Annotated in this window: 18 protein-coding genes and 1 pseudogene; 4 read left to right on the forward strand and 15 right to left on the reverse strand. The window is 74.5% G+C overall.

The window, feature by feature from the left end:
- Positions 1 to 197: 197 nt before the first annotated feature.
- A complete protein-coding gene (locus ACWH4W_RS26625; RefSeq protein WP_473078376.1) occupies positions 198 to 1,385 on the reverse strand; it encodes an ROK family transcriptional regulator in 1,188 nt (395 codons plus the stop codon).
- Positions 1,386 to 1,541: 156 nt separating this feature from the next.
- Between ACWH4W_RS26625 and ACWH4W_RS26630 the strand changes: the two are divergent.
- Positions 1,542 to 2,748 (forward strand): annotated as a pseudogene (locus ACWH4W_RS26630) (MFS transporter).
- On the opposite strand, the gene ACWH4W_RS26635 reads toward ACWH4W_RS26630, so the two are convergent.
- Complete coding sequence (locus ACWH4W_RS26635) at positions 2,708 to 3,166, reverse strand: acyl-CoA thioesterase (RefSeq protein WP_473078377.1); 459 nt, start codon at positions 3,164 to 3,166, stop codon at positions 2,708 to 2,710. The pseudogene ACWH4W_RS26630 and the gene ACWH4W_RS26635 sit on opposite strands and share 41 nt — an antisense overlap.
- A 174-nt stretch (positions 3,167 to 3,340) precedes the next feature.
- Between ACWH4W_RS26635 and ACWH4W_RS26640 the strand changes: the two genes are divergently transcribed.
- Entirely contained in the window at positions 3,341 to 4,747 is a 1,407-nt protein-coding gene (locus tag ACWH4W_RS26640; protein ID WP_473078378.1) for a uracil-xanthine permease family protein, read from the forward strand.
- Here the strand turns inward: ACWH4W_RS26640 and ACWH4W_RS26645 are convergent.
- The gene (locus ACWH4W_RS26645; RefSeq protein ID WP_473079269.1) at positions 4,729 to 5,856 is read right to left on the reverse strand and encodes a glycoside hydrolase family 6 protein; all 1,128 of its coding nucleotides are present in this window, start codon (positions 5,854 to 5,856) and stop codon (positions 4,729 to 4,731) included. The two genes, ACWH4W_RS26640 and ACWH4W_RS26645, sit on opposite strands and share 19 nt — an antisense overlap.
- A 173-nt stretch (positions 5,857 to 6,029) precedes the next feature.
- Between ACWH4W_RS26645 and ACWH4W_RS26650 the strand changes: the two genes are divergently transcribed.
- Complete coding sequence (locus ACWH4W_RS26650) at positions 6,030 to 6,716, forward strand: DUF5995 family protein (protein WP_473078379.1); 687 nt, start codon at positions 6,030 to 6,032, stop codon at positions 6,714 to 6,716.
- Between the two features lie 2 nt (positions 6,717 to 6,718).
- On the opposite strand, the gene ACWH4W_RS26655 is transcribed toward ACWH4W_RS26650, so the two are convergent.
- The 11 genes from ACWH4W_RS26655 to fmt form a co-directional block, all read right to left on the reverse strand.
- Complete coding sequence (locus tag ACWH4W_RS26655; RefSeq protein WP_473078380.1) at positions 6,719 to 8,416, reverse strand: flavin monoamine oxidase family protein; 1,698 nt, start codon at positions 8,414 to 8,416, stop codon at positions 6,719 to 6,721.
- 41 nt (positions 8,417 to 8,457) lie between these two features.
- On the reverse strand, positions 8,458 to 9,246 hold the full coding sequence (locus ACWH4W_RS26660) for a carbon-nitrogen hydrolase family protein (RefSeq protein ID WP_473078381.1): 789 nt from the start codon (positions 9,244 to 9,246) through the stop codon (positions 8,458 to 8,460).
- A 269-nt stretch (positions 9,247 to 9,515) separates the two neighbouring features.
- On the reverse strand, positions 9,516 to 10,706 hold the full coding sequence (locus ACWH4W_RS26665) for an MFS transporter (RefSeq protein WP_473078382.1): 1,191 nt from the start codon (positions 10,704 to 10,706) through the stop codon (positions 9,516 to 9,518).
- Positions 10,707 to 10,938: 232 nt separating this feature from the next.
- Positions 10,939 to 11,391 (reverse strand): Lrp/AsnC family transcriptional regulator, encoded by a 453-nt coding sequence (locus ACWH4W_RS26670; protein ID WP_473078383.1) that lies wholly within the window; start codon positions 11,389 to 11,391, stop codon positions 10,939 to 10,941.
- 10 nt (positions 11,392 to 11,401) lie between these two features.
- Entirely contained in the window at positions 11,402 to 12,880 is a 1,479-nt protein-coding gene (locus ACWH4W_RS26675; RefSeq protein ID WP_473078384.1) for an amino acid permease, read from the reverse strand.
- A 245-nt stretch (positions 12,881 to 13,125) separates the two neighbouring features.
- On the reverse strand, positions 13,126 to 14,568 hold the full coding sequence (locus tag ACWH4W_RS26680; protein WP_473079270.1) for a GuaB1 family IMP dehydrogenase-related protein: 1,443 nt from the start codon (positions 14,566 to 14,568) through the stop codon (positions 13,126 to 13,128).
- A gap of 67 nt (positions 14,569 to 14,635) precedes the next feature.
- The gene (locus tag ACWH4W_RS26685) at positions 14,636 to 15,025 is read right to left on the reverse strand and encodes a barstar family protein (protein ID WP_473078385.1); all 390 of its coding nucleotides are present in this window, start codon (positions 15,023 to 15,025) and stop codon (positions 14,636 to 14,638) included.
- Positions 15,026 to 15,435: 410 nt separating this feature from the next.
- Positions 15,436 to 16,479: a sugar-binding transcriptional regulator gene (locus ACWH4W_RS26690; protein WP_473078386.1), complete on the reverse strand. Its 1,044-nt coding sequence runs from the start codon at positions 16,477 to 16,479 to the stop codon at positions 15,436 to 15,438.
- A 78-nt stretch (positions 16,480 to 16,557) separates the two neighbouring features.
- Positions 16,558 to 17,244: a ribulose-phosphate 3-epimerase gene (rpe, locus tag ACWH4W_RS26695; protein ID WP_473078387.1), complete on the reverse strand. Its 687-nt coding sequence runs from the start codon at positions 17,242 to 17,244 to the stop codon at positions 16,558 to 16,560.
- A gap of 448 nt (positions 17,245 to 17,692) precedes the next feature.
- Complete coding sequence (locus ACWH4W_RS26700) at positions 17,693 to 19,120, reverse strand: RsmB/NOP family class I SAM-dependent RNA methyltransferase (protein WP_473078388.1); 1,428 nt, start codon at positions 19,118 to 19,120, stop codon at positions 17,693 to 17,695.
- 73 nt (positions 19,121 to 19,193) lie between these two features.
- On the reverse strand, positions 19,194 to 20,126 hold the full coding sequence (gene fmt / locus ACWH4W_RS26705) for a methionyl-tRNA formyltransferase (protein WP_473078389.1): 933 nt from the start codon (positions 20,124 to 20,126) through the stop codon (positions 19,194 to 19,196).
- Positions 20,127 to 20,420: 294 nt separating this feature from the next.
- Here fmt and ACWH4W_RS26710 point away from each other — a divergent pair, with 294 nt between their 5' ends.
- The gene (locus tag ACWH4W_RS26710) at positions 20,421 to 20,969 is read left to right on the forward strand and encodes a hypothetical protein (protein ID WP_473078390.1); all 549 of its coding nucleotides are present in this window, start codon (positions 20,421 to 20,423) and stop codon (positions 20,967 to 20,969) included.
- A 586-nt stretch (positions 20,970 to 21,555) separates the two neighbouring features.
- Here the strand turns inward: ACWH4W_RS26710 and ACWH4W_RS26715 are convergent.
- Positions 21,556 to 23,703 carry a primosomal protein N' gene (locus ACWH4W_RS26715; RefSeq protein WP_473078391.1) on the reverse strand — a complete coding sequence of 716 codons (2,148 nt, stop codon included), beginning with the start codon at positions 23,701 to 23,703 and terminating at the stop codon, positions 21,556 to 21,558.
- Positions 23,704 to 23,714: the final 11 nt, after the last annotated feature.

A 23,714-nucleotide genomic window follows, 5' to 3' on the forward strand; every position in this document is an offset into this window, starting at 1 on the left:
CGGCGGTGACGACGGCCCTTGCCCGCCGCCGGGCCTCACCACGCACGGACACGCCCGGCCGTCGCCCGCCCCGGCGAAGCCGGACCGCGTACGGCTCCCTGCCCGCCGCCGGTGCGGGGACATCACGGCCACCCGGCCGTGAACCCGCGCGGCCGGCGTCCCGCCGCCCGCCGGCAGACGGACCACCGCAGCCGCCGTCAATGCCCCGGCACCCCGAACAGCTCGTCCTGGGCCCGGTCCCGCGCCGTGAGCAGCGCCCCGCGCAGCACCGCTCCTCCGCCCAGGGTGCTCGGCCGCACGTCGACAGGGAGCGGGGACATCGCCGTCAGGCGGTCGTGGACCCGCGCGGCCAGCGTCTCGCCGCCCGCCTGCCCGATCTCGCCGCCCAGGACCACGCACCCGGGGTCGAGGAGCGCGACCACGGCGGCGACGCCCACGGCGATCCGGTCGGCCAGGGCGTCGAGGAAGCGCGTGTGCACCACACGCTGCGGTGCGGCGACGGCCGCCCGTACGGCACCCGCCGCCTCCGGCTCGGTCCCGGGTTCCGGTGCGACGCCGCATTCGCCCGCGAGTCGCGCGACCGCCGCGGCGCCGGCCAGGGAGTGGAAGCCGCCCGCGCAGTCGGTGGCCGACGGCAGGCCCGGGGTGCCCGGCACGGGCAGGAAGCCGATCTCCCCGGTGCCGCCGGAGGCGCCCCGGAGCAGGGCGCCGCCGAGGATCACGGCGGCGCCGGTGCCGTGGCCGAGCCACAGGAGGACGAAGGTGTCGCGGTCGCGGGCGGCCCCGTCGCGCTGCTCGGCCAGCGCGGCGAGGTTGGTCTCGTTCTCCGCGCTGACCCGGGCGTCGGGCAGCCGCTCCTGGAGCACGGCGACCAGGCGCCGGTGCCACTCCGGCAGGCTCGTGGAGTCGCGCAGTTCGCCGGTCGCGGGGTCGATCAGGCCGGGCGCGCCGACGCCCACCGTGTGCAGCCGGTCGGCGCCCGCCTCCTTGGCCGTCCGTTCGACCAGGGCGACGGCCTGCTCGACGGCAAGGCCCGTGCCGGTGTCGTCGGCGATGGGCAGGGAGGCCTCGGCCAGCACCCCGCCGACGAGGTCGGAGACGACCAGGGCGACGCCCTCGGTGCGCACGTCCAGGGCGGCCAGGTGCGCGCGGTCGGCGACGATGCCGTACAGCTTGGCGTTGGGCCCCCGCCGCTGGGCACGGGCCTCGCCGGCGACCTCGATCAGTCCGGCCTCGGTGAGGCGTTCGACGAGGTCGGCGACGGTGGGCCGGGAGAGCCCGGTGAGTTCCTTCAACTGCCCGGCGGTCAGCGGGCCCTCCTGCTGGAGCAGGCGCAGGGCGAGCCGGTCGTTGATGGCTCGGGCGGTGCTCGGGGATGCGGCCATGCCGGGATCCTTCCAGATCGGCGGGCCCGGCCGGCGGGTGCCGTGTCCCGGAGTACCCGTTTCTTTCAGGCAGGGTTCCTGATAGTTTACGGCGGCGCGCACGACGGCAGTGAGCGGCGCGCGCACGACGGCGGTGAGTCAGGGAAGGGCGGATCGATGAGTGCGGTGGTCCACACACCACACGAGGTGAAGCGGGCACGGTACGCCGTGGCCGCCGTGTTCGCCGTGCACGGCGCGGTCACCGGCTCGTTCGCGACCCGGGTCCCCTGGATCCAGGACCACGCGGGGGTCAGCGCCGGGCAGCTGGGCCTCGCGCTGGCCTTCCCCGCGCTGGGCGCGTCCCTGGCGATGCCGCTCGCGGGCCGCATCTCGCACCGCTTCGGCGCCCGTAACGCGCTGCGCGGACTGCTCGCCCTGTGGACGCTGTCGCTGGTGCTGCCGGCCGCCGCCCCGGACATGCTCACCCTGTGCCTGGCCCTGTTCGTCTACGGCGCCACGGCCGGCATGTCGGACGTGGCGATGAACGCCCTCGGCGTCGAGGTGGAGAACCGGCTCGACCGGTCGATCATGTCGGGGCTGCACGGCATGTGGAGCGTCGGCGCCGTGATCGGCTCGGCGGCGGGCACGCTCGCCGCGCATCTCGGCTCGGACGCCCGGCTGCACCACGCGCTGGCCGCCGCCGTGCTGACGGTCGTGGGCTTCGCGGCCTGCGCCTGGGTGCTCGACCTGCAGCCGACCGAGGACGAGGAGCCGCCGCCCCGGTTCGCGCTGCCGCCGCGCTCGGCGCTGCTGATCGGCGCGATCGGCTTCTGCGCGGTGTTCGCCGAGGGGGCGAGCCTGGACTGGTCGGCGGTCTACCTGCGCGACCAGTCTGGGGACCTCCGCGGGCCTCGCGGCCGCCTGCACGACCGGCTTCACGCTCACCATGGCGGTCGCCCGCATCGCCGGCGACCGGGTGGTGGACCGCTACGGCGCGGTGCGCACGGTCCGCGCGAGCGGCGTGGTCGCCCTGCTCGGCGGCGTGCTGATCGTGTCCGCCGGCCACCCCGCCGTCGCGATGACCGGGTTCGCGCTGATGGGACTGGGCATCGCGGTGGTCGTCCCGCTGTGCTTCGCCGCCGCCGGCCGCAGCGGCTCCAACCCGAGTCTGGCCATCGCGGGCGTGGCGACCATCACCTACACCTCGGGGCTGATCGCCCCGAGCGCGATCGGCCTGCTGGCCCAGGCGACCAGCCTGGTGGTGTCGTTCGTGCTGGTGACGGTACTGAGCTGCGGCATCGCGGGCTTCGCGCGGGTACTGCGCGCGGGCGACCGGGTGAAGGTCACGCGTCCGGACGCAGCAGTTCCCGAACGGCGCCCCTGAACTCCTCGCTCCAGGGCGCCGGGCGCAGGGTCGTGGCGTCCAGCCGCACCAGCACCCGGCTGCCCCGCGCGTAGGTCACCGCGCCGTCCGCCGAGCAGAACCGGAAGCCGTAGGTGAGCCCGGTGGTGCCGAGCCGCTCCACCCACAGGTGGACGGCGTAGGGGCCGGGCCGGGTCACCGGGGCCTCGTAGGTGAGGCGCAGTTCCCTGACCGCGTTGCAGGCGTCGCCGGCGGCGGCCCAGTCGCCGTCGAAGGCGACGCCGCCCGCCTGCATCCACTCGGCCCAGGCGCGCTCGACGAGCAGGGGGTAACGGGCGTTGTGCAGCAACCCCAGCGCGTCGAGGTCGTCGAAGTGGACGGTCACGGGCATCAGCCGGCCGTGGGAGAGGGCGGGCGCGGGCGGGGCTTCGGCGGTCACGTGCGGTGCTCCTGGGACGTACGGGAAAGGTGCCGTGTGCATCGGTCAACGGCGTGCCCTCATCCTAAGCGGACGCTCAGACGCGCTCATCCGTCCGGCCACCTGTGCGAACCACGTCCGTGCGGACCGCACAATGGTGCGGACACGCTGACCTTTCGAGAAAGCGACAACCCCATGGATCTCGGCGTCCGCTGGAAACTGCACGGAGACGGACGCACTCCGGCACCCGGGGCGGTCGTCCGTCCCGACGAGCGCCTCTCCTGGCCGCGCACCGCGGGCCTCGGCGCCCAGCACGTGGTCGCCATGTTCGGCGCGTCCTTCGTGGCGCCCGTCCTCATGGGCCTCGACCCGAACCTGGCGATCATGATGTCGGGCGTCGCGACCGTGATCTTCCTGCTGGCCACCCGCGGCCGGGTGCCCAGCTACCTGGGCTGCTCGCTCTCCTTCGTCGGCGTGGCCGCGGTGATCCGGGCGGACGGCGGCTCCAGCGCCACGGTGACGGGCGCGGTGTTCGTGGTGGGGGCCGCGCTGTTCCTGGCCGGCCTCGCGGTGCGGCGCTTCGGCGCACGGATCATCCACGCGGCGATGCCGCCCGTGGTGACCGGCGCGGTGGTGATGCTGATCGGCTTCAACCTGGCGCCGGTGACCGCCTCGACGTACTGGCCGCAGGACCAGTGGACCGCCCTGTCCGTGATGCTGTTCACCGGACTGGCCGTGGTCTGCCTGCGCGGCTTCTGGTCCCGCATCGCGATCTTCCTCGGTCTGCTCTTCGGGTACGCGCTGTCCTGGGCGCTGGACCGGATCTTCGGACAGATCCACTCGGCCGACGGGAGCGGCGAGGTCACCGACCACTGGCGCCTGGACCTGTCGGGCGTGGGCCGGGCGGACTGGATCGGCCTGCCGGACTTCCACGGGCCGTCCTTCGAGTGGTCGGCGATCCTGGTCGCCCTGCCGGTGGTCATCGCGCTGATCGCCGAGAACGCGGGCCATGTGAAGGCGGTCGGCGAGATGACCGGCGACGACCTCGACGACAAGCTCGGCACGGCCATCTCCGCCGACGGCGTCGGCTCCATGCTGTCCACCGCGGTCGGCGGCCCGCCCAACACCACCTACTCCGAGAACATCGGCGTGATGGCCGCGACCCGCGTCTACTCCACCGCCGCCTACTGGGCCGCCGCCGGCTTCGCCCTGCTGTTCGGCCTGTGCCCCAAGTTCGGCGCGGTCGTGGCCGCGATCCCCGGCGGTGTGCTGGGCGGCATCACCGTCATCCTGTACGGCATGATCGGCCTGCTCGGCGCGCAGATCTGGATCAACGCCAAGGTGGACCTGCGCAATCCGCTGAACCTGGTGCCGGCCGCGGCGGGCATCATCATCGGCGTCGGCAACGTCTCCATGGAGTTCACCGACACCTTCTCGCTCAGCGGCATCGCCCTCGGCACCGTCGTCGTCATCACCGGCTACCACGCGCTGCGCGCCTTCGCGCCCGCCCACCTCAAGACCCAGAGGCCGCTGCTCGACGAGGGCACGTCCTCCTACGACACGGGCGCCGGCCCGCAGGACGGTCAGCGTGCCAAGTCGTAGGCGTACGACGGGCTGAAGGTGCCCGGCGCGCCCTTGCAGCCGTCGGACTCGCCGGGGAGCTTCACCCACAGGTAGGCGTCGATCCGGGCCTCGCCGGTGCTGAGCGTCGGGGCCCGGCCCAGTCTGCGGCCCGCGGGGTCGCACCACTCGCCGTCGGCGGGGGCGCCGTTGCCGTTGCGGCTGGTGTCGATCACCGCGCCGAGGCCCGCCGTGCCGAGGGCGTCCAGCACGGCGCGGTCGTAGGCGATCTCGTCGGCGGTGGCGTGGAAGTTGGACACGTTGCTGAAGATCCCGTCCGACGACACGGGCGAGGCGGCCCCCGCCTGCCGCAGCAGGTCCGCCTGTTTCGCGGGCGTGTGCCAGCCGGAGTGCCCGGCGTCGAAGTAGACGCGGGCGCGGGCGTCGGCCTCCTTGAGCACCCTCCCGGCACGGGCCAGCGAGGCGAACCGCTCGGCCCGCTGCCCGGCGGACAGGCAGTCGGCCTGCGCGACCGAGTCGGGCTCCAGGATCACCACGACCTCCCCGCTGCCGAGCCCGGCGGCGAACCGGTCGATCCAGTCGTCGTAGGCGTCGAAGTCCGGCGCGCCGCCCTCGGAGTGCCCGTCGCAGTCCCGGCCGGGTATCGCGTACGGCACGACGACGGGCACCCGCCCCTGCGCGGCCCCGCCGGACGTCACCGCCCTCACCCGCGCGGTGACCGTGTCCGGCGACCAGTCCGCGAACCACACGGCCGCGGGCTGCTCCGCTATCCGCGACTCGATGACCGGCCGGCGCGGGTCGCCGGGATGCGCCCGCACCCAGTCGAGCACCCGGGAAGCGGGGTGCCGGTAGAGCCGCGCGGACACGGGGACGGTCCGCTTCTTCACACCGGGTTCCTTCCGCACGCCCGGCGACGCGGAGGGCGAGGCGCTCGTCCGCCGCGGCCGGACCGACGGCGAGGCGGGCACGGTGGCCGACGGGGACGTCGAGGGAACGGCGGGCAGCGGAACGAGACGCGGCGACGCGGACGTCACCGGCCGGGCCTCCGGCGCGTCCCGCCCCTCCCCGGCCGCCGAGATCACCCCGGAGACGGTGCCGGCCACGACCACGGCCGAGGCCGCCGCGACCAACGCGGTCCGCCGCGCGGCACGCCGGCGCTCCGCACGGCGCGCGGACAGTCTCCGGGCACGCGAATCCGCCACCTTGTGCTTCTCCCTCCCCCGCGGCGGGCGCGTTCCCCCGTTCCGGGGAAGCGCCGGGCCCGCCGCCGCTGGTGCCACCCTAAAGGTGTCACCCTGCGCTCATGGCGCACCGCGAACAAGTCCTCACCCCGGTCGACGGGGTCGTCGCCCGTATGCGCGCCCTCGAGGCGGCCCTGCCCGCGCGGGACGGGGTCGCGGTCTTCAACCGTGTCTACCTCGCCGTGACACAAGCCGTGGACCGCCGCATCGACGCCGGCCACTTCCCCGACACCCGTGCGGTGATCACGCTGGACGTGCGGTTCGCCGAACGCTACCTGGCCGCGGTGGACGCGGCGGCGGACGGCCGGCGTCCCCCCGCCTGCTGGCGTCCGCTGTTCCAGTTCCGCCGCCACCCCGGGGTGCGTCCGGTGCAGTTCGCGCTGGCGGGCATCAACGCGCACATCGGGCACGACCTCGCGCTGGCCGTGGTGGACACCTGCCGTACGCTCGACTGCGAACCCGCCGACCTGGAGGACGAGTTCGACGCCGTGGGCGAACTCCTCCTGTCGCTGGAGGAGCGCGTCCGCGAGGAGCTGGTCCCCGGCCCCGAGCTGCTGCGGATCGCCGATCCGCTGACCCATCTGCTCGGCGCGTGGAGCCTGGAGCGCGCCCGGGACGCGGCCTGGACGGCGGCGCGCGCCCTGTGGGCGCTGCGCCGGCTGCCCGACGTGGCGGCGGAGTTCACCGAACGGCTGGACACCGCGATGGGGTTCGCGGGGCGCATGCTGCTCACCCCGCTGCCCGGCTGACCTCAGTCCTCCGGGAGTTCGACGGGCGCGATCTCGTCGAACAGGTCGCCGGGGCCCGGGTTGGCCGGGTCGGTGGCGCCCCCGAGGTGGTGCATCACGCCCCACACCGCGTTGAGCGCGGTCTGCACGGCGCCCTCGGCCCAGCCGGCCGTCCAGGAGATGTCGTCACCGGCGAGGAACAGGCCCCGCTTGTCCTCCGGCAGCCGGTCCTGCATGAAGTGGGTGAACAGCCGCCGCTGGTAGCGGTAGTGGCCCGGAAGATTGGCCTTGAACGCGCCCATGAAGTAGGGCTCGTTCTCCCAGGAGACGGTCACCGGGTTGCCGATGATGTGCTTCCGGATGTCGACCTTCGGGTAGATCTCGCCGAGCGACTTCAGCATGACCTCCATCCGCTCGTTCGCGGACAGCGGCAGCCACTTCAGACTGTCGTCGCACCAGGTGTAGGAGAGGCAGATGACGGCGGGCTTGTCCGGACCGTTGTCCAGGAGATACGTGCCGCGGGTCATCCGGTCGGTGAGCGTCATCGACATGACGTCCCGCCCGGTCTGCTCGTCCTTGTCCAGCCAGAACGGCCGGTCCACGGGCACGAAGAGCTTGGAGCTCTCCATGTAGTGGGTGCGCTCGATCGCGGTCCAGTGGTCGATCGGGAAGAGCGAGTCGTCGCAGTCGATCTTCGACAGCAGCATCCACGACTGCGCGGTGAAGACGGCCGCCCGGTACGTACGGATGTCACCGCGCGCGTCGGTCACGGTGATCCGGTTGCCGGCGGTCCGTCCGAGCCGCGTGACGGCGGGACGCGGCTCCCCGGCCACGTGCAGGGACTTCAGCGAGGTGCCGTACGGCCAGTGGACGATCTTCTCCGGCTCCCGCTCCCACAGCCTGAGCGGCAGCTGCTGCGACCCGCCCACGATCCCCCGGTGGTGGTCGTCGGCCTCGGTGTAGACGACCCGCAGGATCTCCAGGATCGAGTTCGGGAAGTCGGTGTCCCACCCGCCGGTGCCGAACCCGACCTGTCCGAAGATCTCCCGGTGCCGGAAGGACGAGAAGGCCTCCGACTCGCAGAGGAAGCCGTAGAACGTCTGGTTGTCGAGCTTCTCCACCAGCCGCGACCAGATCTCCCGGATCCGCGGCACGTCCCGCTCGCGCAGGGCCCTGTTCATGTCGGAGAAGTCGGCCCCCTCCTCCAGGCACCGCGCCCAGGCGTCGGCGACGTCCCGGTAGACCTGCGGCAGATCGTCCATCGTCTCGGCGTAGTGCGACTCGCCCTTCAGGTCCACCACGGTCGAAGGGGTCGCCTCGGCCAGCGGATTGGGGAACGGCCGGGTCTGCAGACCCACGAGGTCGATGTAGTGCTGCAGCGCCGTGGACGACGGCGGGAAACGCATGGCGCCCATCTCCGCCGTGAGCGACGCGTCGCATCCCTCGAAACCGACGGTCCGCAGCCGCCCGCCGATCCGGTCGGCCTCGTACACGACCGGCTTGAGCCCCATCTTCATCAGCTCGTACGCGGCGACGATCCCGGACAGCCCACCGCCGATCACGGCGACCTCGGTGCCGTGCTCGGTCGCCGGGACCTGCCCGATCCCGGCGGGGTGGGCCAGGAAGTCGTCGTACGCGTACGGGAAGTCCGGGCCGAACATGGTGATCGGCGGCTGCTGCTCGTCGGCGTGCTCGACGGCGTTGGGCACGGTGGACGTCATGGGGTACGGACTCCTTGCAGGGGTGGAACCGGAAGAGCGGATCAGACGAGGGACCCGTAGAGACCGGGCCGGCGGTCCCGCAGATACGGGTTGTCCTCGCGGGACGCGGCGAGAAGCGCCGGGTCGGCGTCGGCGAGGAGCAGTTCCTCACCGCGGCCGGCGCGGGCGCGGGCGAGCCCGTCGGGCCCGGCCAGCGCGGACAGCCCCACGAACTCGAACGCGCCTTCCCGGCCGACCCGGTTGACGTACGCGATGTACAGCTGGCTCTCGAAGGCCCGCACGGGCACCACGGACTCGGCGACGAACTGGTACGGGTGCAGCAGGGCCGTGGGCGCCAGCAGCAGGTCGGTGCCGGCGAGGGCGTGGGCGCGGACGTTCTCCGGGAACTCCACGTCGTAGCAGATCACCAGGCCGACGGTGAGGCCGTTCAGCTCGGCCTGCACGACCGTGTCCACGCCCGGGGTGAAGTGGTCGTGCTCGAAGCGGCCGTAGAGGTGGGTCTTGCGGTAGTTCGCGAGACGGGTGCCGTCGGGGACGACGAGCTGGACGGAGTTGTACACCGTGTCGCCGGCGCGCTCGGGGTAGCCGTAGGCGACGGCGAGGCCGTGACGGCCGGCGGTCTCGGCGACCGCGTCGGCCGCGTCGCCGTCGGCCGGCTCGGCGAGACGTCCCAGATCGTCGCCGATGGCGTATCCCGTGAGGAACAGCTCGGAGGTCACCAGCAGTCCCGCGCCCGCGGCGGCCGCACGTCCGGCGGCCTCGTCGAGAACCTCGAGGTTCTCGGCGACGTGGCCAGGACTGCCGGAGCTCTGGAGCAGGGCGATGCGCATGGGTGATCCTCACCGGGAAGGCGGGGGTTGGGGGGTCACCCATGAAGGTACGGTCGCGTGGCTTCGCCGGACAAGGAGAAGCCGTTGCGCACCGGTGTGCCGGTCGTTGCGTGTGAACCGCCGTTCGCGGCGATTCGTTGCGCGGGGGCGTCGGTGTGGCCGGGGGTGTGCGCAGCCCGGCGCTCACGAGGTGCCGTCGTGCTCCCCCTCCCCCGTCGCCCCTGGGAGTTCCCAGGGGCGACGGGGGAGGCACGCATGCCCGCGGAGCGCTACACCGCCCGCCGCCTCCGCACCACGAGCAGCCCCGCCGCCAGCACCATGTACGGCACCGCCGCCACCGCGAACGCCGCACCGTGCCCGTGGCCCGACGCGATCACCGCGTACCCCGCGAACACCGTCAGCGTCACCACTTCGGTCCCCAGCCCCGCGACCGACGTCAGCGTCGCCCGCCCCGTCGCCTCGATCCGGTGCTGCAGGCGCGCCTCCGCCAGCACCGTCGCCGCCTGGAACGCACCGAACGCGGCGGCGACCAGCAGCAGTCCCGGCACGGTCCCGGCAACAGCGCCCACCGCCAGAGCGACCCCACCCCCTCCCAGCAGCAGAGCGAGCCCGCCCGTACCGAACCGCTCCCCCTCCCCCGCCAGCAAGCTCCCCGCCGTGGCCCCGCCCCAGACCACCAGCAGCACCCACGGCACGGCCACATCCGCGACCCCCGTCTCCCGCACCAGCAGCGGTGTGTACTCGTCCAACGCACCCCACACCGCCGCCACCGCCGGCACCAGGAGCAGAGCGCCCCGCACGGACCGGTCGCGCCGTGCCCCGCCCAGCCCGGCCCGCAGAGCCGCGGCCCATCCCCGCTGCACGCCCCCCGCGACCCGATGCTCGGAAAACCGCAGCGCCGTGACCGAGGTCGACAAGCACACCAGCACACTCGCCGCCCCCACAGCCGCGTGCCCGCCCCACGCCAGCACCGGCCCGGCCAGCCCCATCGCCGCCATCACGGCGACCAGCCCCGCCGCCCGCGCCCGCCCCAGCACACGGGCGTACCGGTCCGACGCCCCGGCCCGCTCCAGCTCGTCGTAGACGAGAGCCTCCAGCGCACCCGAGCTCAGCGCCCCGCCGGTCCCCCACAGCACGAACCCCACCGCGAAGGCGGCGTACGACGGCACGAGCACCCACAGGGCGAACCCGGCCCCCGTCAGCAGCGGACCGACGACCAGCAGCAGCCGCCGCGACACCGCGTCGGCCCACGCCCCGGAGGGAACCTCCAGCAGCACGGCCGTGACGGACCACAGGGCGAACAGGGACGAGATCTGCCACACGGACAGCCCGGCGTCGCTGAACAGCAGCGCGTACACCGGGTACAGCAGAACGAATTCTTCGAGGAACGAGTAGCCGTACAGCGTGGTCGTCAGCCGACGCACGCGCACGTCGACGGCACGCGTGGGCGTGGGAGTCATGAGGCCTTCCCGGAAGGGCGGTTCGGACACCGGACGCTGAGGTCGAACGGCGCCCGCGGCGGCCCTCGGGAGGCACTACGCGTGGATCAATGTCGCCAGGTCATACTCCGAGGGTAGTCCTCCGCCCGTCGGCGCACCCTCGCATTCCAGGATCCGCCCCCGGGCTCACCGGTCGCAGAACCGGCGTCGGAGGGCTGCCGCACGAGCCCGGGCCACGCCCGTGCGGTGCCCCTCACCCGGGCGAGCCGGACGAGAACCGCCGCAGCAGCGGCGACAGCACCAGCACGGACTTGGTCCGCTCGACGAACGGCTCACCGGCGATGCGCTCCAGCACCCGTTCGAAGTGCCGCATGTCGGAGGCGAAGACCTGGGCGATGGCGTCCGCGTCCCCGGTCACGGTGGAGGCGGCGACGACCTCCTGGTACCGCTCCAGACCCCGCTGGATGGTCTCCGGGGACGTGTTGCTGCGGCAGTAGATCTCGACGAACCCCTCCGTCTCCCAGCCCAGGGCGGCGGGGTCCACCCGTACGGTGAATCCGGTGATGGCCCCGGTCGCGCGCAGCCGGTCCACGCGCCGTTTGACGGCGGGCGCGGAGAGGCCGACGAGCTGGCCGATGTCCGCGAAGGAGCGACGGGCGTCCTCGGCGAGGGCGTGCACGATGCGTTCGTCGAGATCGTTCAGCACTGCGGGTGGTTCACTTCGCTTCTGATGGGGCGGGGGCGGCGAGCCGGGAGCGGCGGTAGCCGTAGAGGAAGTAGAACACGAGCCCGACGGCCATCCAGACGCCGAAGACGATCCAGGTGACGGTGGACAGGCTGCCCATCATCCACAGGCAGAAGCCGAAGCCGAGGGCGGGCAGCAGCGGGGACAGCGGGACCCGGAAGGAGCGCGGCATGTCGGGGCGGCTGCGGCGCAGCACCACCACGGCGACGTTGACCAGCGCGAAGGCGAAGAGGGTGCCGATGCTGGTGGCGTCGGCGAGCTGGCCGAGCGGGACGGCGGCGGCGAGCACACCGCAGAACAGGGAGACGATCAGGGTGTTGGCGCGGGGGGTGCCGGTGCGCGGGCTGACCCTGGCGAACACCTTGGGCACCAGCCCGTCGCGGGACATGGCGAACAGGATGCGGGTCTGGCCGTAGAGCACGGTGAGCACGACGCTGGCGATGGCGATGACGGCGCAGAACGCCAGCAGGGTGCCCCAGAAGTCCTGGCCGGTGACCTCGCGCATGATCTGGGCGAGGTCGGCCTCGGAGTCGGTGAACCGCCGCCACGGCTTGGCGCCCACGGCGACGGCGGCGACCAGGACGTACAGCGCGGTGATGACGGCGAGGGACAGCAGGATGGCGCGGGGCAGGTCGCGCTGGGCGTTCTTCGCCTCCTCGCCTGCGGTGGAGGCGGCGTCGAAGCCGATGTAGGAGAAGAACAGGGTGGCCCCGGCGGCGCTGACGCCGGCCATGCCGAGCGGCATGAAGTTCTCGTAGTTGCCGGAGCGGAAGCCCTGGACGCCGATGACGCAGAACAGCACCAGCGCGCCGACCTTGACGACGACCATCACGGTGTTGGCGCGGGCGGACTCGCGGGCGCCGCCCAGCAGGAACGCCATGGCCAGCAGCACGACGACCAGCGCCGGCAGGTTGAAGACGCCACCGTCGCCGGGCGGGGCGGAGAGCGCGGCGGGCAGGGTGACGCCGATGGTGCCGTCGAGGAGTTCGTTGAGGTACTCCCCCCAGCCGACCGCGACGGCGGCGACCGAGACGCCGTACTCCAGCATCAGGCACCAGCCGCAGACCCAGGCGATCAGTTCGCCCATCGTTGCGTACGCATACGAGTAGGAGGAGCCGGAGACCGGGATGGTGCCGGCCAGCTCCGCGTAGGAGAGGGCGGAGAAGAGGGCCGTCAGACCGGCGATGACGAAGGAGAGCGTGACCGCGGGACCGGCCTTCGGCACGGCCTCGCCGAGGACGACGAAGATGCCCGTGCCGAGGGTGGCGCCGATGCTGATCATGGTCAGCTGCCACAGCCCGAGGGAGCGGCGCAGGGTGCCGCCCTCACCCTGGCCACCTTCGGCGACCAGGCGTTCCACTGGCTTGCGGCGCATCAGACGCATGCCCGCGCCCTGGGGCTGCGGGGCGGCTGGGCCGCCGTCGTGCGGGGGTGCGCCATGGTCGAGCACGCGCTGACTCCTTGATCGCTGCCGGTCTTCCGCGGCCGGGGACCGACGGCGCCCCGCGACAGCCGGGACCCGTCGAGCGGGGTCCCCGCCGCACACGTACAGCGCGTAACCCTACGAGGTTTGTCGTTGCTGCTGAAATGCAGCAACCTTGCGCACCACCGCACGATCATTGCGTTCCTCGAGGTGAGGCGGATGTTCGTTGCGCCGGCCGTGTGGCCCGTTCCACACCCGCCTCACCGGGTGGGTCAGTTCCAGCTGGCGTGCAGCGGCTTGCCCTCGGCGTAGCCGGCCGCGCTCTGGACGCCGACGACGGCCTTCTCGGCGAACTCCTCCAGCGTGGCGGCGCCGGCGTAGGTGCAGGAGGAACGGACGCCCGCGACGATCGAGTCGATCAGGTCCTCGACGCCGGGGCGCTCCGGGTCGAGGAACATGCGGGAGGTGGAGATGCCCTCCTCGAACAGCGCCTTGCGGGCGCGGTCGTAGGCGGACTCCTCGGAGGTGCGGTTGCGCACGGCGCGGGCGGACGCCATGCCGAAGGACTCCTTGTAGGGGCGGCCGTCCGCGTCGTGCTGGAGGTCGCCCGGGGACTCGTAGGTGCCGGCGAACCACGAGCCGATCATCACGTTGGACGCCCCGGCCGCGAGGGCCATGGCCACGTCGCGCGGGTGGCGGACACCGCCGTCGGCCCAGACGTGCCTGCCGTACTTCTTCGCCTCGGCGGCGCACTCCAGCACCGCGGAGAACTGCGGCCGGCCGACGCCGGTCATCATCCGGGTGGTGCACATGGCGCCGGGGCCGACACCGACCTTGACGATGTCCGCGCCGGCCTCGACGAGGTCGCGGACGCCCTCGGCGGAGACGATGTTGCCGGCGACGACCGGGACCTGCGGGTCGAGTCCGCGCACCAGCCGCACGGCGTTGATCATCGACTCCTGGTGGCCGTGCGCGGTGTCGATGACGAGGGTGTCGACGCCCGCCTCGAGGAGCTGCTTGGCCTTGCCGGCCACGTCGCCGTTGATCCCGACGGCGGCGGCGATGCGCAGCCGCCCCCGGTCGTCGGTGGCCGGCGTGTACAGGGTGGCGCGCAGGGCGCCCTTGCGGGTGAGGATGCCCGCGAGGCGGCCGTCGCGGTCCACGGCGGGCGCGTAGCGGCGGTTGGCGCCGTCGAGGGTGTGGAAGGCCTCGCGCGGGTCCCTGTCGGCGTCGAGGAGGATCAGGTCCTTGGACATGACCTCGTCGAGCTGGGTGAAGCGGTCCACGCCGGTCAGGTCGGCGTCGGTGACCACGCCGACCGGCCGGTGCTCCTCGTCGACGACCACGCCCGCGTTGTGCGCCCGCTTGGGCAGCAGGGACAGCGCGTCGGCGACGGTCTGGTGCGGGGCCAGCACGATCGGGGTGTCCAGCACCAGGTGGCGGCCCTTCACCCAGGAGACGACCTCGGCGACGACCTCGATCGGGATGTCCTGCGGGATGACGACCAGTCCGCCGCGCCGGGCGACCGTCTCGGCCATGCGGCGGCCGGCGATGGCGGTCATGTTGGCGACGACGAGCGGGATGGTGGTGCCCGTGCCGTCGGGCGAGCTGAGGTCCACACCCTGCCGCGAGCCGACCGCGGAGCGGCTCGGCACCATGAAGACGTCGTCGTACGTCAGGTCGTGCGGGGGCTGGATGTCGTTGAGGAAACGCACGTGCTGCACATCCCAGTCGATCAGAGGCGGCCCCCGGACAGGTCAGCCAGGGGGAAGAGCACGTACTTCATTCTCCCACGGTGACCGTGACGTCAGCTCCGGTCGGATCGTCCAGCCCGGTCGGCGAGGTGCTCGGCGGATCCTCCAACGGCGGGCGCCACGGTGGGCGGCGTGGCGCCTCCCACGGCCTCGGCGAACACCTCCTGGGCGGTCGCCCGTCGCCGGGGGCGTCCGCGCGGGCCCGCCGGCCGCGGACGACGAGCGGCAGCCCGCGCTCGACCGCGGCTCCGGGCCGGACGGCGCGGCCGGCGAAGGGGTGCGCGAGGGCGTCCCGGTCGCGCCCGGACCGGTCGGGCAGGCCGAGCGCGCGGGCGCGGCGGCCCGTCAGGCCCGTCTCGTCGGTCACCCCGTCGAGGCCGAGGGGGACGACGAGCCCGCCGGTGAGGCCGTGGGTCATCTCCGTACCGCCGCGGATGCCGCGCGGTGGCCGTCGGCGCGGCACGTCCCGCCGTTCCGGCCGGTGACGGCGCGCCGGACGCCCCGGTCGTGGGAGCCGGGCGTGGGGGCGCCGTGCACTCGTGGTCGTGGGAGTGGCTCCGGTCGTGCTGGGGCAGCAGCCCCTCGAAGCCGCCGGACACGGCGCCGTCCCGCTCGTACGGGAAGGGGCCGCCCTCGTCGATGAGCTCCAGGGTGCGCCGGGCCTCGGCGGGCAGCGCTTCGGTCCGCGCCGGCGCCCCGCCCTCGTCGCCGGCGGCCGAGCGACCCGTCGGCAGGGCGAGCGGCGGGCAGGTCACGGGAGGCGGGAGGAGGGCCCTTCACCGCGGTCTGCGGCCGATGCCGCCGGTCCCCTCCCGGTCCCACACACCGTCAGGGGCCGTCGGGGTCCGCGCGGTTGAGGGCGGAGCGCGGGGCGGGTCCGGCGGTCATCAGGTAGTCGGCGGCCGAGGTGTCGGTCACCAGGCTGGTGACGAGGCCGGAGCGCAGCACCGCGTCGATCGCCGGCCCCTTGCGCTGTCCGCCGGCGATGGCGACGACCTCGGGCACCTTGCGCAGCTGGTCGGTCTTGACGGTGATGCACCGCTCGCCCAGGTCGCGGCCGATCCGGCGGCCCTCGGCGTCGAAGAGGTGCGCGGACATCTCGGCGGCGACGCCGAGGGAGGCGTAGTGCGCCCGCTCCTCGTCGCTGAGCATGTCGTGCACCGTGGAGATGCCCGGCTCCCAGGAGCCGATGGACACGCAGGCGACGGTGACCTTGTCGAAGTACTCGAAGGCCCGGGCGATGCCCGTCTGGTGGCGCAGCGCCTCCGCCGTGGCGACGTCCGGCAGCAGCATCGGCGCGTAGATGGGGTGGGCGTCGCCGCCCGACACCTGCGCGGCGCGGCGCACGGCCTCGACCGAGCCGCGTTCCGCCGTGCCCGCGTCGTACACGCCGGTCAGCTGGACGACCGTGCAGGGCGGCAGCCGGTCCAGGGCCGCCGCCATGTGGATGGTGGAACGCCCCCAGGCGAGACCCAGTACGTCCCCTTCGTTGACCAGCTCGCCGAGCAGGTCGGCGGCCACCTCTCCCAGGTTCTCGGGGTCGGGCGTCTCCTCGGCCTCGGCCGGGGACTCGACCACGACGGCGTGCCGCAGGCCGTAGCGGGCTCGGAGCGCGTCCGAGCGCTCGGCGTCCAGCTCGGCGGGCACGCGGATCTCGATGCGCACCAGATCCCGCTCGAGGGCGGTCTCCAGGACCCTGGCCACCTTGAAGCGGCTGACGCCGAACTCCTCGGCGATCTGGATCTTGGACTTCCCCTCGAGGTAGAAGCGGCGGGCCATGGCCGCCGCCTGCACCAGCTCAGCGGGTCCCATCCGCATGGCTGACCGGCCCGCCGACATACCCGACACGGCGATCTCCTCACTGCTGTTCACGCTCTGGACTCGCCGTTCATCCTTGCAGATCCGGCGCTGTCGATCAGCCCTGCTGACCGCCGTTCACATACATGACGCTCAGTGTTCGGACGACCACGACGCCTTGGCCGTCGCCGCCTCCGCCTGCTTGCGCAGGGCACGGACCGCCTCGGCCGGGTCCGACGCGCCGTACACGGCGGAACCCGCGACGAAGACGTCCGCTCCGGCGTCGGCGCACTGCTCGATGGTCGAGGCCGACACACCGCCGTCGACCTGCAGCCACAGCTCCAGACCGTGCTTGGCGATCAGCTCACGGGTGCGGCGGATCTTCGGCAGCATGATGTCGAGGAACGCCTGCCCGCCGAAGCCCGGTTCAACCGTCATGATCAGCAGCATGTCCAGCTCGGGCAGCAGATCCTCGTACGGCTCGACCGGCGTCGCCGGCCGCAGCGCCATCGAGGCGCGGGCGCCCTTGGCGCGGATCTCCCGGGCGAGCCGGACGGGCGCGGTGGCCGCCTCCACGTGGAAGGTGACGGAACCCGCCCCCGCCTCCACGTACTGCGGCGCCCAGCGGTCGGGCGCCTCGATCATCAGATGGCAGTCCAGCGGCGTGTCCGTGGCACGGGCGAGCGACTCCACGACCGGCACGCCGAGCGTCAGGTTCGGCACGAAGTGGTTGTCCATCACGTCGACGTGGAGCCAGTCGGCTCCCTCCACGGCCTTCGCCTCCTCGGCGAGCCGGGCGAAGTCGGCGGACAGGATGCTGGGACTGATCTGCGGGGCCATGCCCCAAGCGTATGCGCTGCGCCGCGCGGCGGTGCGAAGCGTCCGGGGACTGGTCAACGGGGGGCGAGGACACGGAGATCCGCGCCGCCGCCCCGTGTCGGCCGGAACCGCCCGGAGCCGTCACCCACGGCGTGCCGAGCCCGACGGCCGCCCGCTGGTGGGGGGCGGTGACGAGGAGATCCACGCCACCGCCCCGCGGCGGACGGTCCCGCCCGAACCCGTCACCCACGGCGTCGCCGGCCCGACGGCCGCCCCCCGGCAGCTCGGGCGCCGTCGCGGCGGGGGCCCGAAGACGTCGGCCCGGGGCCGTCTCGACGCGAAGGTCCCGTGGCGGGCCGGCCCCGGCGCGAGGGCACCCGGGACCCACCGGTCCCCGCCCCGCGGACGCCGCTCCGCGCGCGGGAGCCCTCCGTGGCGGGCGGGCCGGGGGCGCCTGCTGTCCCCGGGGTCAGGCCGTGCGGCGGATCAAGGCGAGGTACATCGCGTCGGTGCCGTGGAGGTGAGGCCAGAGCTGGATGTCGGGGCCGTCGCCGAGGCCGGGGACGCCGGGGAGGAGGGGGCGGGCGTCGATCAGCTCGGTGTCCGGGAACTGCTTGAGGAGGTCCGCCACCACGGCGCGCGTCTCCGCGAGGTGCGGTGAGCAGGTCGCGTAGCCGACGACGCCGCCGACCCGCACGGACTCCAGGGCGGTCCGCAGCAGCCCGCGCTGGAGGGGCGCGAAGCCGTCCAGGTCCTCCGGGCGGCGCCGCCACCGCGCCTCGGGCCGCCGGCGCAGGGCGCCGAGACCGGTGCACGGCACGTCGACCAGCACCCGGTCGAAGCTGCCGGGCCGCCACGGCGGACGCGTCCCGTCGGCGGTGACCACCTGGTACGGGCCGGGGTTCCCGGCCAGCGCCCTGGCGACCAGGCCCGCCCGGTGCGGCTGCTTCTCGGAGGCGAGCAGCACGGCCCCGCGTTCGGCGGCGAGCGCGCCGAGCAGCGCCGCCTTGCCGCCGGGCCCCGCGCACGCGTCCAGCCACCGCCGGTCCGGCCCCTCGACGGGCGCCGCCGCGAGGGCGAGCGCCACCAGCTGGCTGCCCTCGTCCTGGACCCCGGCCCGCCCCTCGGCGACCGCCGGGACCGCGCCGGGCTCCCCGCCCTCGGTGAGCCGCACCGCGTACGGGGACCAACGGCCGGGGACGGCGGCCTCCTCGGCCAGCAGCTCGTCGGTGGTGGCCCGCCCGGGACGGGCGACCAGCGTCACCTCGGGCCGCTCGTTGTCGGCGCGCAGCAGTTCCTCGACGCCGGCGCGTCCGCCGCCGAGAGAGTCCCACAGCGCGGAGACCATCCAGCGCGGGTGGGAGTGCACGACGGCGAGATGGTCCTCCGGGTCCTCGTCGTACGGCGGCGCGACCCGCTCCAGCCAGCCGTCCAGGTCGTCCTGCGCGATCTTGCGCAGGACGGCGTTGACGAACTTGGCGCGCCCGTCGCCGAGCACCACCCGGGCCAGTTCCACGGTGGCGGACACGGCGGCGTGCGTCGGGATCCGCGTGCCGAGGAGCTGGTGCGCGCCGAGGCTCAGCACGTCCAGCACCGGCGGGTCCACCTCGCGCAGCGGCCGGTCGACGCAGGCCGCGATGACGGCGTCGTACGTGCCCTGGCGGCGCAGGGTGCCGTACACCAGCTCGGTGGCCAGCGCCGCGTCCCGGGCGTCGAACTTCTCGGGTCCCTCGCTCTCGCGCGCCTTGCGCAGCAGCGGGGGCAGGACGAGGTTGGCGTACGCGTCGCGCTCGTCCACGGCCCGCAGCGCCTCGAAGGCGAGGATGCGGACGGGGTCCTTCTGGGGACGGCGGTAGGGCTTGGCGGGCCTGCGGGGCCGACGGGGCTGGTCGCTCACGAAAAAGGTGCTCCGGATGTGGGTGGGCGTGCGCGCTCCAGCCTACGGCGTACGCCGGGCGGAAGCCGGGGCTTCAGTCGCCGAGGGTCTCCCCGGCCGCGATCCGCACCCCGCGCGCCCAGTCCGCGGCGCGCATCGGCTTCTTGCCCTGGGCCTGCACCCACAGCAGCTCCACGGCGTACGAACCGGTCCCGACGTACACGTTGTTCTTCCCGGCGGACAGCCGGCCGGGCGTCAGGTCGGTGCGGTCCGGTACGGGCGCGGCCTGGACGATCTTCAGCCGCTCGCCGCGGAAGGTGGTCCAGGCGCCGGGCGCGGGCGTGCAGCCGCGCACCACCCGGTCGACGCGCAGCGCCGGGGACCGCCAGTCCACGCGCGCGTCCTCGACGTTGACCTTGGGGGCCAGGCTGACGCCGTCGGCGGGCTGCGGCACGGCCTTCAGCGTGCCGTCCTCGATGCCGTCCATCGTCGCCGCGAGCAGTCCGGAACCGGCGAGGGCCAGCCGGGTGAGCAGATCGCCGCTGGTGTCGGTGGGACGGATCTCCTCGGTGACGGTGCCGTAGACGGGCCCGGAATCCAGCCCCTCCTCGATGAGGAAGGTGCTGGCGCCGGTGATCTCGTCGCCCGCCATGATGGCGTGCTGCACGGGGGCGGCGCCGCGCCAGGCGGGCAGCAGCGAGAAGTGCAGGTTGACCCAGCCGTGGGCGGGGATGTCGAGGGCGACGCGGGGCAGCAGGGCGCCGTAGGCGACGACGGGGCAGCAGTCGGGGGCGATCTGCCGGAGCCGCTCGAGGAAGTCGGGGTCCTTCGGCCTGCCCGGCTTCAGCACCTCGACGCCGGCCTCCTCCGCCCGCTCGGCGACCGGCGAGGCGACCAGCCTGCGGCCGCGTCCGGCGGGCGCGTCGGGCCGCGTGACGACGGCGGCGACCTCGTGCCGCCCGGAGGAGAGAAGAGCGTCCAGTGCGGGAACGGCGACCTCGGGGGTGCCGGCGAAGACGAGCCTCATGGGGTGCGGAGGACCTCTCGGGCGGGAACGGTTCGGGCGACGCACCAGTCTATGGGGCGGCCCTCCGCCGCGGACGCAGGGACAGGGCGCCGCGTCCGGGACACCTGCCGTGCCGTGCAGGAACGTTCCGAGCGGGCGGCCGTGCCGTCCGGCGGGGCCCTCGCAGGGGCGTACGCATATGCCGCCGCGCCCCAGCCCGTGACCCGGGGACCGGATCGGCGTTGGTCAAGGAAGAGTTGACCACGGGCCCCGACAGGGTCCCTCCCTTTCCACGCCGGTTCGAGAGGCTTGTTCATGGCCGACCACGCAACCCACGACGCCCAGGCTCGGGCCAGCCTGCACTTGCTGGTGCGGGACATCGAGCGGGTCCGCCGGCAGGTGGACGCACTGCGCACGCTCACCGCCCAGCTCGGCAACGTCTACCGCCCGCGCCGCTCCGGCCCCTCCACGGGCTTCGTCGTCTACGGACGCGCCCCCGCCCCGACCGTCCGCCTCGCGCAGGAGCTGCGGGACAGCGTCGAGACCCTGGTCACGGCCGCCGTGGACTTCGACCGCTCCCTGGGCTTCTCGTGGGACGCGGTGGGCTCCGCGCTCGGGGTCACCAAGCAGGCGGTGCACCGCCGGTACGGCGCCCGCCGGGCGGCCGCGCAGGCGGCGGCCTCCGCCGAGACCGAGCGGACCACGGAGTCGTCGGGCCCCCGCACGGTCAACGTCGGTTCCGGTGTCACCGCGGTGCCCACCGTGCAGGCGGCCCGCGCCATGCCGACCCAGCCCACCGCGGGCAGCCCGTCCCTCCGCGACGACTCCCGCCCCACGGCGTTCCCGACCCCGCGCAACGGCTGACCCCCTCCGCCCTCCCGGCCGCCGTCCCGGGAGGGCGCGCCCCTTTCCGGGGCACGCCCCGTCCTGACCGTACGGGGGGCTTGTGGCGCGCTCGCCGAACGGAGGTCGGCAGCGCCGCTCGCGGACCGGGCCGCGCGCCATGACCGTCGGGCTTTCCAGTACGCGCCGCACACGCGCCCCGTCCCGCGGACGTCCCGCTTGAGCCACTCCCCGGCCCCCGCCCGCAGCCCTTGACGCCCGCGCCACGACCGTCGACCCCCCTCAGCGCACCGAACACGCATCCGCCGCCATGCAGGCGTCCCGTTCAAGCCACTCCCCCGGCCCCCGCCCGCAGCCCCAGCCCCTCAGCGCACCGAGCAGCCACGCCCGCCCTGCGTCCCTCTCACTCGGCACACTCCCCCGCTTCCGCCCGCAGCGTCCCCCAGCACAGCGCCACGCACGCACCTCCACAGCCGCCCGCCCGCCCGAGGCGCGACCTCCCCGCAGCTACGGGCATGCCCCCGCGGCCCACGGCCTGTCCCCGCCCGTGCAGCGGCCCACCCGGACCTGACTGACCCGTCCGCCCCTCGAAGAGGGGAACGGCCCCCTATCCGATGTCCGGCGGATCGATCCGCACCCACACAGGCGTGCTCCCGCCCCGTGCCGTCCGCGCCGCCTGCGCGGCCTTCAACGCACCCGCGAGGGCCGCGCCGCTGCCCGGGGGGACGCGGATCAGAGCGCGGTCCCACCGCTCGCCGGGCGGGGGCGCGCCCGGGCGGCGGGGGCGGCCCGCCGGGGTGACCGGCATCGGCACCGGACCCAGCACCTCCGCCTGAGGCGGCAGGCGCACCGCCCGGAGGAACCCGGCCACCGCCTCCTCCGGCCCCGACACCGCCGCCATCCGCGACACCGGCGGGAAGCCCAGCTCGCCCCGCTCGGCCAGTTCCCGCACCGCGTGGCCCGCCGGGTCCCAGCGCACCAGTGCCTGCACCGGCCGCAGGGTCGGTTCGGCGACCACGACCACCGTGCCGCCCGCCGGCTGCGGACGGACCAGCGACGCCGCGCCCATCCACCGCCGCAGCGCGTCCTCCCCGGCCCGCAGGTCGGGGCGGCTCAGCATGGCCCACCCGTCCAGCAGCAACGCCGCCGCGTACCCGCCCTCGGCGACCGGCTCCGCACCCGGCGTGCTCACCACCACGGCGGGCGCGCCCGGCACCGTGTCCAGGACGTGCTCACGTCCCGACGTGCGCACCGGGACCGCGGGGAAGGCCCGCCCCAGTTCCTCGGCCGTCCGCCGCGCTCCCACCACCTGCGCCCGCAGCCGGGAACCGCCGCACTCGGGACAGTGCCAGCCGCTCTCCGTACGCCCGCACCACCCGCAGCGCAGGTCGTCCGAGCCCTGCGCCTCCAGCGGTCCGGAGCAGTGGCGGCACCGCGCCGGCGCCCGGCAGGTCGCGCACGCCATCCGCGGGACGTAACCGCGCCGGGGCACCTGGACCAGCACCGGCCCGTGCCGCAGTCCCTCCCGGACCGTCTGCCAGGCGAGCGTGGGCAGGCGGGCGGCGCGGGCGGCCTCGTCCCGCGCGAGGTCCTGGTCGCCCACGGTCCGCACCAGCGGCGCCGCGGCCCGCACCCGCTCCCGCGCGGCCTGCAACGGCCGCGCCCAGCCGGTGTCGACGAGCTGAGCGGCCTCCACGGTGCAGCTCCACCCGCCCAGCAGAAAGCCGCACCGGTCCTGCGCGGCCCGCAGCAGCAGCACCTCCCGGGCGTGCGGCTGCGGGGCGTGCTGCTCGCTGTGGTTGTCGTCGCCGTCGTCCCACACGGCGACCAGCCCGAGGTCGCGCACCGGCGCGAACATCGCCGCCCGCGTCCCGATCACCGCCCGCACCGAACCCCGCCGTACGGCGAGCCACTGGGCGTAGCGCCTCTCCGGTCCGGCGTCGGCGGTGAGCACCGCGTGCCGGCCCTCCCCGAGCAGTCCGGTGAGGGCGGCGTCGAGCCGGGCCACGGCCCGCCCGTCCGGCAGGACGACCAGCGCGCCGCGCCCCGAGGACAGGGTCGCCGCGACCGCGCGGGCGACCTCCTCGCACCACAGCGGGCCGGGCAGGGCGCTCCACACCGCGCGCGGGCTGCCGCCCGAGGCCAGGGACTCCAGGAAGGCCGGGCCCTGCTCGTACCGCTCCCAGGACCCGGCCGCCGGAGCCGGGGGCGGGGGCAGCGGTTCCGGCGAGGCGCGCCGCTCGGCGCGGGCGTTGCGCGGCGGCACGGCGAGCTGGAGGACGTCGGCGAGGCTGCCCGCGTACCGGTCGGCGACCGCGCGGGCGAGGCCGAGCAGCTCCTCGTCCAGGACCCGCTCGGGCGAGACGACCTGGGCCAGCGCGGCCAGCGGGCCCGAGTAGTCGGATTCGGCCAGGCGCTCGATCAGGAACCCGTCGATCAGGCCCCCGCCCTCGCGCCGCCCGTCCCGCACCCGGTGCCGGCCGGCGCCGAAGCGCACCCGCACCCGGACCCCGGGCTGGGCGTCGGCGTCCAGCTCCTCGGGCACGGCGTAGTCGAAGTAGCGGTCGAGATGGAGCACGCCCTTGTCGACGAGGACCCGGGCGACGGGCAGCTCCTTGGCGAGGGCGGCGCCCCGCCAGGTGCGCGGCTTGGCCCGGGGGGCCTTGGCCTGCCGCACGCTCTCCCGGATGAGCGCGAGCTGCTCGGGCGGCGCGCCCTGCGCACCCCCGTGCCCCTGTCCGTCCTCGCTGCTCACGTCCGCATTCT

The sequence above is a fragment of the Streptomyces sp. DSM 120436 genome, from assembly GCF_055778765.1.

What these genes read in the sequence shown, in the direction of transcription:
- ACWH4W_RS26625 (WP_473078376.1), bottom strand. Translation starts at nt 1,385, where the DNA reads ATGGCCGCATCCCCGAGCACCGCCCGAGCCATCAACGACCGGCTCGCC.
- ACWH4W_RS26640 (WP_473078378.1), top strand. Translation starts at nt 3,341, where the DNA reads ATGGATCTCGGCGTCCGCTGGAAACTGCACGGAGACGGACGCACTCCG.
- ACWH4W_RS26650 (WP_473078379.1), top strand. Translation starts at nt 6,030, where the DNA reads ATGGCGCACCGCGAACAAGTCCTCACCCCGGTCGACGGGGTCGTCGCC.
- ACWH4W_RS26655 (WP_473078380.1), bottom strand. Translation starts at nt 8,416, where the DNA reads ATGACGTCCACCGTGCCCAACGCCGTCGAGCACGCCGACGAGCAGCAG.
- ACWH4W_RS26660 (WP_473078381.1), bottom strand. Translation starts at nt 9,246, where the DNA reads ATGCGCATCGCCCTGCTCCAGAGCTCCGGCAGTCCTGGCCACGTCGCC.
- ACWH4W_RS26665 (WP_473078382.1), bottom strand. Translation starts at nt 10,706, where the DNA reads ATGACTCCCACGCCCACGCGTGCCGTCGACGTGCGCGTGCGTCGGCTG.
- ACWH4W_RS26685 (WP_473078385.1), bottom strand. Translation starts at nt 15,025, where the DNA reads ATGACCCACGGCCTCACCGGCGGGCTCGTCGTCCCCCTCGGCCTCGAC.
- rpe (WP_473078387.1), bottom strand. Translation starts at nt 17,244, where the DNA reads ATGGCCCCGCAGATCAGTCCCAGCATCCTGTCCGCCGACTTCGCCCGG.
- fmt (WP_473078389.1), bottom strand. Translation starts at nt 20,126, where the DNA reads ATGAGGCTCGTCTTCGCCGGCACCCCCGAGGTCGCCGTTCCCGCACTG.
- ACWH4W_RS26710 (WP_473078390.1), top strand. Translation starts at nt 20,421, where the DNA reads ATGGCCGACCACGCAACCCACGACGCCCAGGCTCGGGCCAGCCTGCAC.